Source organism: Mammaliicoccus sp. K-M42 (assembly GCF_022386375.1).
Classification (GTDB): Bacteria; Bacillota; Bacilli; order Staphylococcales; family Staphylococcaceae; genus Mammaliicoccus; species Mammaliicoccus fleurettii.
This window is the reverse complement of record NZ_JAJNIS010000006.1, coordinates 62,910-75,944: the sequence shown is the minus strand read 5'-3', so window position 1 is coordinate 75,944 and position 13,035 is coordinate 62,910. Positions and strand designations below refer to the sequence as shown.

Annotated in this window: 14 protein-coding genes; 10 read left to right on the top strand and 4 right to left on the bottom strand. The window is 31.1% G+C overall.

Annotated elements, in window-relative coordinates:
• Nucleotides 1–31 precede the first annotated feature (31 nt).
• Nucleotides 32–361 carry a hypothetical protein gene (locus tag LQ668_RS05580; protein ID WP_107510065.1) on the top strand — a complete coding sequence of 110 codons (330 nt, stop codon included), beginning with the start codon at nucleotides 32–34 and terminating at the stop codon, nucleotides 359–361.
• Nucleotides 362–429: 68 nt separating this feature from the next.
• On the opposite strand, the gene LQ668_RS05575 is transcribed toward LQ668_RS05580, so the two are convergent.
• Together LQ668_RS05575 and LQ668_RS05570 are read right to left on the bottom strand one after the other, a co-directional pair.
• Nucleotides 430–987: a TetR/AcrR family transcriptional regulator gene (locus tag LQ668_RS05575; protein ID WP_119634301.1), complete on the bottom strand. Its 558-nt coding sequence runs from the start codon at nucleotides 985–987 to the stop codon at nucleotides 430–432.
• A gap of 270 nt (nucleotides 988–1,257) precedes the next feature.
• Nucleotides 1,258–2,157: an ABC transporter substrate-binding protein gene (locus LQ668_RS05570; RefSeq protein WP_078357288.1), complete on the bottom strand. Its 900-nt coding sequence runs from the start codon at nucleotides 2,155–2,157 to the stop codon at nucleotides 1,258–1,260.
• 137 nt (nucleotides 2,158–2,294) lie between these two features.
• Here LQ668_RS05570 and LQ668_RS05565 point away from each other — a divergent pair, with 137 nt between their 5' ends.
• A complete protein-coding gene (locus LQ668_RS05565; protein ID WP_107510067.1) occupies nucleotides 2,295–3,194 on the top strand; it encodes a DNA-3-methyladenine glycosylase family protein in 900 nt (299 codons plus the stop codon).
• 55 nt (nucleotides 3,195–3,249) lie between these two features.
• Here the strand turns inward: LQ668_RS05565 and LQ668_RS05560 are convergent, their stop codons facing one another.
• Nucleotides 3,250–3,666, bottom strand: a complete 417-nt coding sequence (locus LQ668_RS05560; RefSeq protein WP_078357290.1) for an OsmC family protein — start codon at nucleotides 3,664–3,666, stop codon at nucleotides 3,250–3,252.
• 229 nt (nucleotides 3,667–3,895) lie between these two features.
• Between LQ668_RS05560 and LQ668_RS05555 the strand changes: the two genes are divergently transcribed.
• Both LQ668_RS05555 and LQ668_RS05550 read left to right on the top strand, forming a co-directional pair.
• Nucleotides 3,896–4,948, top strand: a complete 1,053-nt coding sequence (locus tag LQ668_RS05555; protein WP_107510068.1) for an ABC transporter permease — start codon at nucleotides 3,896–3,898, stop codon at nucleotides 4,946–4,948.
• 2 nt (nucleotides 4,949–4,950) lie between these two features.
• Nucleotides 4,951–5,628 (top strand): ABC transporter ATP-binding protein, encoded by a 678-nt coding sequence (locus LQ668_RS05550; RefSeq protein ID WP_078357292.1) that lies wholly within the window; start codon nucleotides 4,951–4,953, stop codon nucleotides 5,626–5,628.
• Between the two features lie 347 nt (nucleotides 5,629–5,975).
• On the opposite strand, the gene nfsA is transcribed toward LQ668_RS05550, so the two are convergent.
• Nucleotides 5,976–6,728 carry an oxygen-insensitive NADPH nitroreductase gene (gene nfsA, locus LQ668_RS05545; RefSeq protein WP_239775927.1) on the bottom strand — a complete coding sequence of 251 codons (753 nt, stop codon included), beginning with the start codon at nucleotides 6,726–6,728 and terminating at the stop codon, nucleotides 5,976–5,978.
• 95 nt (nucleotides 6,729–6,823) lie between these two features.
• Here nfsA and LQ668_RS12470 point away from each other — a divergent pair, with 95 nt between their 5' ends.
• The 6 genes from LQ668_RS12470 to LQ668_RS05520 all read left to right on the top strand — a co-directional run bounded on the left by LQ668_RS12470 (nucleotide 6,824) and on the right by LQ668_RS05520 (nucleotide 13,007).
• On the top strand, nucleotides 6,824–6,919 hold the full coding sequence (locus tag LQ668_RS12470) for an HTH domain-containing protein (RefSeq protein WP_107510071.1): 96 nt from the start codon (nucleotides 6,824–6,826) through the stop codon (nucleotides 6,917–6,919).
• Between the two features lie 322 nt (nucleotides 6,920–7,241).
• Entirely contained in the window at nucleotides 7,242–8,108 is an 867-nt protein-coding gene (locus tag LQ668_RS05540; RefSeq protein WP_239775926.1) for a LysR family transcriptional regulator, read from the top strand.
• Between the two features lie 126 nt (nucleotides 8,109–8,234).
• Nucleotides 8,235–9,728: an FAD-dependent tricarballylate dehydrogenase TcuA gene (gene tcuA / locus LQ668_RS05535; protein WP_203153847.1), complete on the top strand. Its 1,494-nt coding sequence runs from the start codon at nucleotides 8,235–8,237 to the stop codon at nucleotides 9,726–9,728.
• Between the two features lie 358 nt (nucleotides 9,729–10,086).
• Nucleotides 10,087–11,031 (top strand): tripartite tricarboxylate transporter substrate binding protein, encoded by a 945-nt coding sequence (locus tag LQ668_RS05530; RefSeq protein WP_107510035.1) that lies wholly within the window; start codon nucleotides 10,087–10,089, stop codon nucleotides 11,029–11,031.
• Between the two features lie 13 nt (nucleotides 11,032–11,044).
• On the top strand, nucleotides 11,045–11,488 hold the full coding sequence (locus LQ668_RS05525; RefSeq protein ID WP_239775925.1) for a tripartite tricarboxylate transporter TctB family protein: 444 nt from the start codon (nucleotides 11,045–11,047) through the stop codon (nucleotides 11,486–11,488).
• 13 nt (nucleotides 11,489–11,501) lie between these two features.
• Nucleotides 11,502–13,007, top strand: a complete 1,506-nt coding sequence (locus LQ668_RS05520) for a tripartite tricarboxylate transporter permease (RefSeq protein WP_239775924.1) — start codon at nucleotides 11,502–11,504, stop codon at nucleotides 13,005–13,007.
• The last annotated feature ends 28 nt before the right edge of the window (nucleotides 13,008–13,035 follow it).

Sequence of the window (13,035 nt, the reverse complement as noted above, 5' to 3'; positions counted from 1 at the left end):
ATAGAGAGAGTAATGAATGGAGGTTTCAAGCATGAAATTAAATGAAATTGATGAAAATGAATTATATCCTACTGAAAAAGTTGGACCAAGCGTATTAGGTACAATCATATATAAAGTAGGAGAACAAACACAGTATAAAGGTGCATACATTACAACAAACGAACGTGTAATTATGAGTGTTGATATGAATGGCGAACCTTATAAAAGAGTATTTAGTTATCAAGATATTAAAGCCGTAACAATAGAAGACAAAGGCGTATTATTTATTGAATTCCCTCAAGGTAAAGTTGCCATGATAGATATAGAAGAAGGTAACAAAGAAGAATTCAAAGATTATGTAAATAATTTAGTCCAAAAATAAAACAGTGGGATAGAATTCCACTGCCAATATAATGATAAAAGGCTGAGACAATTAATTGTCTCGGCCTTTTAATTTCCTTCATTTAAACTAATGATATTAATTTCATTAAATATTTCGTCTAGCTTTGAGTAGTCTAAGTCGCCTTGTAATGAATCAGACCAATGTATGATGGCTGATAAATTTGAACCATAAATATATGGAAGTAGAGATTGTGGTATATGGGTTGGGGTTGCGACTTTATCAATATTATTTTTGAAATCTTTACTAAATACTTCTATGAAATGCTTAATAAGTTCATCCATAAATTCTTTATCATTATTCATTTGTTTTTCAAATACATCATTTAATTTATTTACGAAAGATTTTTCCATAGATTGAAATGGTTTGTGAAGTCGATCATAAATATCTAATATGAAGAACTCCTTAGTATTTTCTTTTAATGCATATTGTAATAAATCAATTTTATCCATAAAATGTTTATAAAAAGTTGTACGATGAATGAGAGATTTATTGCATATTTCATTAACAGTGATATCAGAAAAATTTTTAATAGTTAATATTTCGAGTAATGTGTCATTGAGCGCTTTTTTAGTTTTGATGACACGTAAATCAGTTTGTTTGGCCAAGATAAATCCCACTCCTTTTTTATACAGTGTATGCATAAATGTTTAAAAATGCAAAAAATAAATAGATGAATTATAATTATAGGTAATGTTGTATAGGAGCGTGAAGCTCTGAATCGAAAACGCACGAAGACTTCAGAGATATCGTGCGATTCAGGCAAAATTCGGTCAAAACGCACGAAGACTCAGAAGATATCGTGCGATTCAACACATATCATATTAAATATAAAATAATGAGGCTAGGACACATTAAATGTCCTAGCCTCCTATTTATTATTTTGTTAGCATATTTTTTAAATACTCAGTTTGTTTCTCTATTGAAATTGGGTCTGAATACATAAATTCATTTTTTGGATAATAATAAACGTGATCTTCTTTAACTGCTTTTGTGTTTTTCCAAATGCTACCGTCGATTAATGAAGAGGTTGGTTTTTTACCGTCTTCAGTTGGTATGAGTAAATAATCACCTGTATATTTGCTGAAGTTTTCAAATGAAGTTGTTAACCAGCCTTCTTTTGGTATATCTTTTTCTGCGGCTGCTGGGTGTTTAAATCCAAAGCCTTGATAGATGACTTCTGAACCTCTGCCAAAGTTTTTACCTATTAAAGTTAATTCTTTTGGACCAACTTCCATAATCGAAACTGTGCTATCTTTACCGATTTCTTCTTTTACTGTTTTACCTTCTTTAGACATTAAGTCTTCTAATTCTTTTACTTGTTCTTTTGCTTTATCTTCTTTACCTAGTAATTTCCCGATTTCAACGTGCACTTCTTTAAATGTACGTTTACTATGATCAAATGGAACTGTAGGTGCTATTTTTTCGAATTTTTTAATTTGAGGATTTGCGTTATACGTGATGATTAAATCAGGTTTTAATTTTGTTACAGCTTCGATGTCTTCTGATCCAACGCGTTTAGCATCTTTATCGTCTACATATTTAGATTTAGGGAAATCAGCGTCTGTCCCAACTGGATCTACACCAAGCTTTTGGAAGCTACCTTGATCCGTTGTTAATACAACAACTCGTTTTGGCTTATCTGGAATTTCAACAGTTTTACCTTCGTCTGTTTTGTATTTATGTGTATTACTTTTTGATGAATCGTCATCTTTATTTCCACAAGCTGCTAAAATAAGTAACAATGTAGTGATTAATACGAATAATTTTTTTGACATATTTTTCTCTCCTAATTGGTAATTACTTGCAATTATAACATGTAATTTCTATGAATTGATTTTATGTTTTAAAATTTCTAATTTGTTTATTAAAAACATATGATTCATAATATGAGTAATTAAGGAAGTGATGCTTTATGGAAGAAATTAGAATTGAGTGTCCAGATATTTTCGACTATGAACAATGTTTAGCTTATTTAAAAAGGGACGAAAATGAAGTGCTCTTTGATATAGTGGATGACAAAATTTATCGTGCAATAAAGATTGATGATATTAAATTGTTGTTGTCTATTTCTTATGAACGCCACTATTTAATAGTAGAAATTTTAAATGATATATCTATCTCACCTGAAAATACAGAAAGGTTAGTAAATTTTATTGAAGAATGGTTTGATTTTTCTGCAGATTTATCTTTATTTTATCAATATGGTAGAAAAAATGAGATATTGGAACCTTTAATAAATGAATTATATGGATTGAGATTAATCAGAATACCTGACTTTTTTGAAGCTATTTCCTGGGGGATAATTGGACAGCAGATTAATTTAACTTTTGCTTATCAACTGAAGAAGAGATTAGTAGAAAGTTATGGTGAAAAAATGACGTTTGAAAATAAATCATATTATATTCACCCAACAGTTGATGTGATATCCAAAATTACTGTAAAAGAATTGATGGATTTAAAATTTTCTAGAAGAAAAGCTGAATATTTAATCGATGTAGCAAAGATAATCCATTCACAAATGTTAACTAAAGATATGTTATTGAATATGGAAGATAAGGTAGAAATTGAAAAAACACTTGTTAATATTAGAGGCATTGGGCCGTGGGCTGCACATTATGTCATGATGAGGTCAATAGGTGTTAAGAATGCTTTTCCTATTGGAGATGTTGGTTTACAAAATGCTTTGAAAGCTATATTAAATTTAGAGCAAAAGCCTTCAAAAGAACAAATGATTGCTCTGAATAAAGGATGGGAAATGTGGAGTTCTTACGCAACATTTTATATTTGGCGAGCACCATATATTAAAAAATAACAGTTTGGATAGGGAAACCGTTTAATAACGTAGATCCCAGTCCAAACTGTTTTTTTTATAAAGTTTCCTCTTTACCATTAAATATAAGTTTCGGTTCAATTGTAGCTTTTAGTGAATGTGCAACTGTACAATATTTTTCTACACTTAATGTAATTGAGCGTTTTAATTTTTTTAAATCAACTTCGCCTTCAACATCAAAAATTAAATTTACATGTTTAACTGCACGAGATGTTATATCTTCTCTTTCATCATCTACAGTAATTTCCAATTTCGTAACATTGGCTAATCGTTCCTTCATAAGATTTGTAACATCTATTCCCGTACATCCAGCTAAACCACTTAACATTAATTCAACTGGTGAAGGGCCATTATCATCTCCACCAGATTCAGTAGGGGCATCAGAAACTATATTATGACCGAATTTTGATTGTGCTCTAAAAGTTTTCTTACCTTGCCATGTAGATTTAATCATAAAGATAACCTCCATATCATTCATATTTGCTTTAATTGTACCAACTTAAAGTAAGGCACACTAGTAAATTGTCTATAAATGAACATTAATTAAATAGCTTGTATTATATCTATCTTCAAGGTCTTTAACTTTTTATAAAGTTTTTTTGTTTTATGTCTTATTGTTCATATTCAGTTCACATTGGGTCGTTATTATAAATTTATACATTAAGAGAGAGGAACGGATAAACATGAAATTAGCACTTAAAGAACTTACTTATTACAAATTTAAATATTTACTTGTAACTTTAATTCTATTCTTATTAGCATTTTTAGTATTATTTATTTCAGCATTAGCACAAGGGTTAGCGAAAGAGAACGTTTCAGGAATTGAACAATGGAATAAAAGTGAATATGTCATAGCGAGTGACGCAGACAATAATTTAAGCCAATCAAATATCACTGATAAATCAGATGAGGCAATTAACAATGTAGCAAAAGGTGACACAATCAAGACAGCAATGCAGAAAGTTGAAACAGATAGTGGTAAAACAGATTTAATGTTTACACAACTTACAGATAACATTAAACCTGATCCTTCAGAAGGTCACATACCGAAAAGTGACAATGAAGTATTACTAAACGAGAAATTGAAAGCTGAAGGATTTGAAGTAGGGGACAAAATTAAAATAGCAGATAAAGATCAATCATTTAAAATCTCTGGATTTGCTAACAATATCATGTTCTCACATACTTCAATGGCATACGTTAATGAAGATGGAATGAACGATTTAAAAGGTAATCACATTTCAGTTGTTGCTTACGATAGTTTAAGTGACAGCCAAAAAGATGAAATCAACAAATTAGATGACGTAAAAGTTATTTCACAAGATGATATGTTAAATTCAATTCCAAGTTATAATGCAGAACAACAACCATTAAACTTGATGATCGTATTCTTATTCGTAATTTCAGCAATCGTTATTACAGCATTCTTCTACGTAATGACAATTCAAAAAACTAGTCAATTCGGAATTTTAAAAGCAATCGGTACGAAAAATAAAAATTTAATATCTTCATTAATGCTTCAAATATTAATTATTACATTAATCGGAGTTGCATTAGCAATCGCAGTAATTTTAATTTTAGGTGGCGTGATGCCAGTAACAATGCCATTCTTCCTAAATACGAACTTGATGTTATTGATGGTTGCAGTATTCATTGTCGTTTCATTAATCGGAGCAGTATTATCACTTGTTAAAGTTATGAAAATTGAACCACTAGAAGCTATAGGAGGAGAATAATTATGGGATTAGTCGTTGAACATGTTACAAAATCATTCGGTGAAAAAGAAGCAAAAACTCAAGTATTAAATGATATTACATTTACAGCAGATAAAGGTGAATTAATCGTATTAAACGGTGCATCTGGATCAGGAAAATCAACATTATTATCAATCATCGGTGGACTTTTAGGTAAGAGTTCAGGAGAAATCACTTTAGATGATTTAGATTATGTGAATTTATCAGATAAAAAACTTACAGATATGAGATTAAACCAAATAGGATTTATCTTCCAATCATCACATTTAATACCTTATTTAAATGTAACAGACCAATTAACTTATGTAGGTCAAATGGCTGGAATGGGTAAAAAAGCAGCAAAAGAAAGAGCAGAAAAATTATTAACAGAAATAGGTTTATCACATAGATTGAAATCATATCCAAACGCTTTATCAGGTGGGGAAAAACAACGTGTAGCTATAATGAGAGCGTGGATGAACCAACCAAAAATGATTTTAGCAGATGAACCAACTGCAAGTTTAGATTCAAAACGAGCAATTGAAGTAGTTAAAATGATCAAAAATAATGTAAAAGAAAATAATTCAATCGGTATTATGATTACACATGATGAAAGAGTATTTGAATTTGCAGATAAAGTGATCAAATTAAGTGATGGCAGAATAGAAGATAAAACATCATAAAATAAAAAACACTAGCATTATAATGAAAAGAGGCGGAGACAAATAATTTGTCTCCGCCTCTTATTTTTAGTACTAAAATAGAATATGTTGAATGTGAAATCGCGCTAACGAGCAAGAAAATGTAAACAAGCACGTTAGAAAATCTAACGTGCAAGACTAGAAAAACAAGCTCGTTAGCGACTAAAAAGGCATTAGAAAAGTATAAAATAACACTAAATAAAGATGATTTAGAGTTCTAACGAGCAAGAAATTGTGAACAAGCACGTTAAAAAATCTAACGTGCAAGACTAGAGAAACAAGCTCGTTAGCTTACTGTTAACCAATCAACTTAGCCAATTTATACGATATTATTTTTTCATAAATCCTTTAATATTCAATTTCTCTAATATATCTGGTCTTGTTTTTTGGCTCATCATTTTTCTAATTTGTTCAGACCATGATTCAGAACGTTTACCGTTAGAGCGTTGTTCATAATAATCTTTAATATCATTGTCATATTGTTTGATTTGTTCAAGTTGTTCTTTGTCTGAGTTATATTGATTCTCATGAAAGACATGTTCAAATGGTAATCGTTGTTTTGGTGAACCTTGCTCATCATCACTTGGCACGCCTACAGCCATACCGAATAATGGGAAGACATGCTCAGGTAAGTCTAATATTTCACTTACACGACCAACATCATTTCGTAAAGAACCTAAAAATACAATTCCAAGACCCATATCTTCTGCAGTTAGTGCTACATTTTGTGCTGCTAATGCAACATCAATTGTACCCACTAAAAGACCTTCCGCAGATTCAAAACTTGTTTCCATATTTCCATTTGTCTCTTTATTAATTAAACTATGTCTATAATAATCAATTACATAAACGAATAAGTAGCCATTGTCTACAACATGTTGTTGTCCAGAAATTTCTTTTAAAGCTTTCTTAATTTCAGGGTCAGTAATACCGATAATAGAATACGCTTGTACATAGCTAGATGTAGAAGCCATTTGTCCAGCTTCGACTAATTTTTGGACAGTTTCTTTAGATAGAGGTTCATCTTTAAACTGGCGAATAGATCTATGTTGTTGAGTTAAATCATATACAGATTGTTTCATTACTTAGTTCTCCTTTTTGATACATATGATATATAAATGTTATCAAATTTATAAAAATTATTCATTTTAGCTGACTTATGATTAAAAAATAAAGGATTGGAAGCTGCAAGAGCAATAGGCTCAACGGCGAAGAAATTGCTAAACAAATAGGAGTTAGTAGATCTACAGTGTATCGGGTTATTAATCATTAAATCCTATTCTATTATGTACTTTTCATTCCAAATCACGATGATGTTATAATGTATGTAACGAAAATAAGTATACACTTATACACCAATCCACTCACTATTAACTTTTCTTTTTTAGGTGTATATATTAAGTAAAGTCAGCCGTTTCATTAATAATACTGAAATTTTAAACCTAGCTTTTACTTTTAAATTTTTATGTACTATTATATTAGCACTTTTTATACATAATGAAGTTATATGGTTTTTATGGATAATCCCTTTATCTATTTCTTCGTTATTTGATAATTTTATGGCACCACTTGTTTACGCGAAAGGGGAACTAACTATGGATTTTAGAGATTTAGAAATAATAAAAACGCTGAATGATGAAAGAAATATTACAAGGGCTGCGACAAAGTTATATGTATCTCAACCTTCGTTAAGTTACAAAATTAATACTATTGAACGAGAGCTTGGAGTGTCTTTAATAATACGTACTAAAAAAGGCATTAGATTTACTCCTCAAGGTCTTCATCTCGTTGAGTATGCTAAGAAAACTTTGAATGGATTCAATGAGATGAAGGATAATCTTCATAGCATAGATAACGAAAATGAGGGCGTAATCAGACTTGGTGTTTCTCATAATTTAGCGAGATATGATTTGCCTGAATTACTTAGTAGTTTTACGGATGATTTTAATAAAATTCAATTCAAAATTATTACTTCTTGGAGCCAATCTATTTATAAATTAATAGCATCTGACGAAATTTTACTTGCCATAGTAAGAGGAGATGTATCTTGGAAAGGCTATAAAATTCTATTAGATCAAGAACCTATATGTATAATCAGCAAAGATGAGATTGATATAGAAAACTTACCTACAAAGTCAAGGATAGCTTTTAAGACTGATATTGGATTACAAACTACTATTGATAACTGGTGGAAGGAATCTTACAATGAGCCTCCGAATGAAGCGATGTTAATTGATAACATAGAGTCTTGTTTGAAGCTAGTAGAAAAAGGCATGGGTTATGCAATTGCTCCTAATATCGGTATCAGAGACCATGAAAATTTAAATATAGTACCTATAAAAAACAAAAAGAATGAAATAATTTATAGGGATACTTGGTTATTATACAGGGAAGAAGTGGATTATCCATTAATGCAAAAGTTCATTAGACACATTAAATCATATTATAAGTATATTGATTAGTATGAGCAAAGTGTCATAAAAATATTTTATGATAGTGAATAGAATATATGTATTTCCTTTCTACTATTTTATTATGTAATCTAAAGTTAAATACTTTTAGATTACTTTTTTTATGGAGGGATATTTTTGAAAAAATATGACGTAATTGTAGTTGGAACAGGAAATGCTGCACTAAGTTCAGCGATATCAGCAAAAGAGAATGGAAGTGAAGTGCTTGTATTAGAAAAAGCTCCCAAAGAAAAAAGAGGAGGAAATTCAATATTTACTGATGGAGCAATAAGGTTTGCTTACAATGATTTACAAGGAATCAATGAAGTTGTCACAGCACTATCAGAAAGTGATTTATCAAAAATACAAATGCCTGATTATAATACTGAAGACTTTTATGAAGATATTTTAAAAGTAACTAATGGTGAGAGTAATCCAGAATTAGCAAAATTTTTATCAAATGAATCATTTGAAACTATTTTATGGATGAAAAAACAAGGAGTAGAGTTTCAATTAAATGAAAATCAGTACTTTGAAATTAATGGAAATAGAAATTTTTGGGGTGGCTTACCTATAAAGACAATGGATAAAGGGATAGGATTAATGAACACTTTATTTGAAAGATCCCAAGAACTAGGTATCGATATTATATATAGTGCTGAAGTTAATAAAATAAAAATGGATCATAATAAAGTATCAGCAGTAACTTACCTGGATAATAATAAGCAAGGGGTAACTGTAAATACTGAGGCAATTATATTAGCATGTGGTAGTTTTGAAGCGAGTATAGAAAAAAGAGTTGAAAACTTAGGTGAAGAATGGGAAAAAGCAATTGTTAGAGGTACTGAATATAACACAGGTGACGGAATAGAAATAGCTACAGCAATTGGAGCTAAAAAAGCAGGTCACTACGATGGTTGTCATGCTCATACTACAGATTATAACGCTCCTAAGGTGGGTGATTTTTCAAAACCTGGTGATATTTATAAAAAATCATCTTATCCGCTGGGCTTAATCATTAATAAAAATGGAGAAAGATTTGTAGATGAAGGTGCTGATTTTAGAAATTATACTTATGCAAAATATGGAAAAGAGACTTTGAGACAACCTGATCAAAAAGCTTTTCAAATTTTTGATTCTCAAGTCAGCCCTATGTTGAGAAAAGAATATAATTTAAAAGAAGCGACTAAGATTGTAGCGGACACTTTAGAAGAACTAGCTATAAAAATGGAGATAAATCCTGATAATTTTATTAAAATGATTGAGAAATATAATTCTAGTGTTCAAGATGGAGACTACAATCCAAGTGTGAAAGATGGTAAATCTACAAAAGGTATTAGCCCAGAAAAGACGAATTGGGCATTAAAATTTGACCAAGCACCTTATTATGCTTTCCCTATTACATGCGGCATTACTTTTGCTTTTGGAGGTATTTCTACAAATACTAAAGCTGAAGTTTTAGATGAACAAAACAATCCTATAGATGGATTATTTGTAGCAGGAGAAATGGTAGGGGGATTGTTTTATCATAATTATCCAGGAGGATCTGGTTTAATGTCAGGTTCAGTTTTTGGTAAAAGAGCTGGGAAATCAGCTGCTGAGTATGTACAAATGAACAAATTAGAAAATTGAGCATAGTTTTTTATATATTGTAAAAAAACAAGTTTTATTTTGCTTTGTAATAGCCCAATTGACTAGATGTTACAAATAAATATCCAATAGCGACAAGCGTGCATAATGAATTCTATAGAAGCATTTGTCCTTGATCGCTCTGGATGTTTTAATAAATAATCTAATTATATTAGCATACATAGCTAACATTTTACTATTATAAAAAATCAGAATTTTCAGTCTTAAAATCACTGTATTTAATCACTGATTATGTTCTGCTTAACATTTTTAATAAAGTATCATACAAATATTTGTAAACGCTTTCAAAATAAGGGGTGGTTCGATGAAAAGATGGGGTATTTTAATCATCGTTTTTTAAATTATATTAGCAAGTTGTGGCAAAGATAATAATTCGAAGGCGTCAAGTAATCAATTTCCCAATGAAACGGTAGAAATTGTTGCACCGGCTTCACCTGGAGGCGGCTGGGATACAACAGCTCGTGCTATCCAAAAAATTATGATGGATGAAAACTTAACCAAGCAAAACATCAATGTTATTAATAAACCTGGAGGTGGCGGAGAAATAGGTTGGCAATATTTAAAAACACGTTCACCGAACACTATATCTATTAATTCCAGTTTATTATTATCTAATAACGAATTAGGATTAAGTGATTTAAGTACAGATGATCTCACTCCTATTGCTATTTTAGCAACTGAATGGATTAGTTTAACAGCATCCAATAAATCTAACTTAAGTTCTGGTAAAGAAGTGATGGAAAAACTAAAAGATGATCCAGAATCTTTAACTATAGGTGTTGCACCAGGTTTAGGCAACAATGATCACTTAGCTTTTGTACAGGCAGCTAAGGCGTATGGCGTTGATGTAGATAAAATAGATTTCCTTGTATATAAAAGTGGTGGAGACTTACAAACCGCTTTATTAGGAGGACATGTAGATGTTGCCTCTACTTCTGTCTCTGAAGTGAAAGAACAGCACCAGATTGGAAAGTTAAAAATATTGGCAGTGACTTCTGATGAACCTGTTGAAGGTATTGAAGAGGTACCTACATGGAAAGAACAGGGTGTTGATGTTGTCTTTCCACATTGGCGTGGTGTGATGGGGCCGAAAGATATGACACCAGAACAAATTGCCTATTGGGATAAAACTATGAAAAAAGTAGTGAAATCGAAAAGTTGGCAAAAAATAAGAAAGAATAATGATTGGCAAAACTTTTACAAAGACAGTAAAGAAAGCAAGGAATTTTTAGAAGATCAACGTAAGAAATATAAAGGATTAGTCAAAGATTCAGGAATGAAATAAAGGGGGAGTATAAATGTCACGACTTGTCTTTCCAGTATTATTAATATTATTTGGCGTTATTTATTTAGTGTTGACTTTAAATATACCTAAATCAAATATTGGCAATCCAAATAGCCCAATGTATTTTCCAATGTTAGTTGGATTATTACTTCTTATAATGAGTATTGCTTATTTCTTTCAAGAATTTAAAAAACGTAACGAATCATTTATAGCATTTTCACAATTACTAGAGAGAAAAACATTCATACGTATCATCTTAACAATTGTCTTAACAGTAATATACGCTTTAATATTCGAACGTCTCGGTTTTTTAATTTCAACAATTGTGTTCTTAGGTGGCATTATGTTCTTAATTAATGGATATAAAAGATGGTTACAAAATATTTTAGTTACGGTGATTTTTTCTGGCATTGCATGGTACACATTTTCACAATTTTTGGATGTCAGCTTACCTTAAGGAGGTAATTTAAATGGGAATTGATGCAGGAAGTTTTTTAGAAGGACTATCAACTGCGTTTCATCCAATGAATATATTATGGGTGCTTATTGGTGGTTTTCTAGGTACAGTGGTAGGTATGCTACCAGGATTAGGACCTGCGACTGCGGTTGCAGTACTCATACCTATGACATTTGGTATGGAACCAGTGAGCGCATTGATTTTAATGGTTTCAATTTATTATGGTGCCATGTACGGTGGCTCGAGAAGCTCTATTTTATTAAATACGCCAGGTGATGGTTCAGCGATTGCAGCTACATTTGACGGTTACCCAATGACCAAAAATGGAGAGGCTGGTAAAGCACTAACGATCTCAGCCATAGCTTCATTAATTGGTGGTATTATTGCAGTATTTGGTTTTATTATATTAGCTAAGCCGTTGTCTGACTTTGCTTTAAAATTTGGTCCACAAGAATATTTTTTACTATTCTTATTTACACTTTCAGCAATTGTAACTTTATCGGCTAGGAAGATGGTCAAAGGCTTTATTGCTACAAGTATCGGTTTAATTATTAGTACAATAGGTGTTGATTTACAATCAAGTATTTATCGTTTCACTTTTGACAATCCTCACTTAAGTGAAGGTATCGACTTCTTAGTTGTTATCATTGGTGTATATGCAGTAGCAGAGGTATTATATAATTATTTGCATTTAGATGCATTGAAACCACCTAATGCTGATGTAGGATCAATGAAATTATCAAAAGAAGATTGGAAACGAACAAGAGGTACTATGTTTCGACAAAGTCCAGTTGGATTTCTAATCGGTGTTTTACCAGGAGCTGGTGGTGCTATTGCGGCAATGTTAAGCTATTCATCAGAAAAACAAATATCGAAAAATGGTAAGAATTTTGGGAAAGGCCAAATAGAAGGCGTAGCTGCACCAGAAGCTTCTAATAATGCGGCTGCAGTAGGCGCTTTAATCCCCTTATTAACGATGGGCGTACCAGGATCAGGGACAACAGCTGTAATTTTAGGTGCGGTGGTTATGTTAGGCTTACAACCGGGACCTTTATTATTTGAAAACGAACCTGAAATGATATGGACACTCATTAACAGCATGTTTATCGGTAATTTATTTTTAGTTATTATAAACATTGCTTTAATAGGCTTATTACTAAAGATATTACGTACACCACCTAAAGTTTTATATCCAATTATTTTGGTGCTAGCGTTTATCGGTACATATACATTAGGATATAGTATAACTGATTTCTATATTTTAATTATTTTCGGCATTATTGGATTAGTTATGAAATTATTAGATTTTCCACTTGCACCTTTGATTTTGGCAGCAATTATAGGTTCAGATATGGAACAGAATTTTCGTAAAAGCTTAATAGTAAGTAATAATAATGTAGCAGATATATTTTTGGGATCCCCAATTAGTATCGTGTTATCATTGATGACTATTTTTGCATTGTTTTATCCACTGATTATACAATTATCTAAAAGAAAGAAAATGAAAAAAATAGGATAATTAGCATAGTATTCACTTATACACCAAT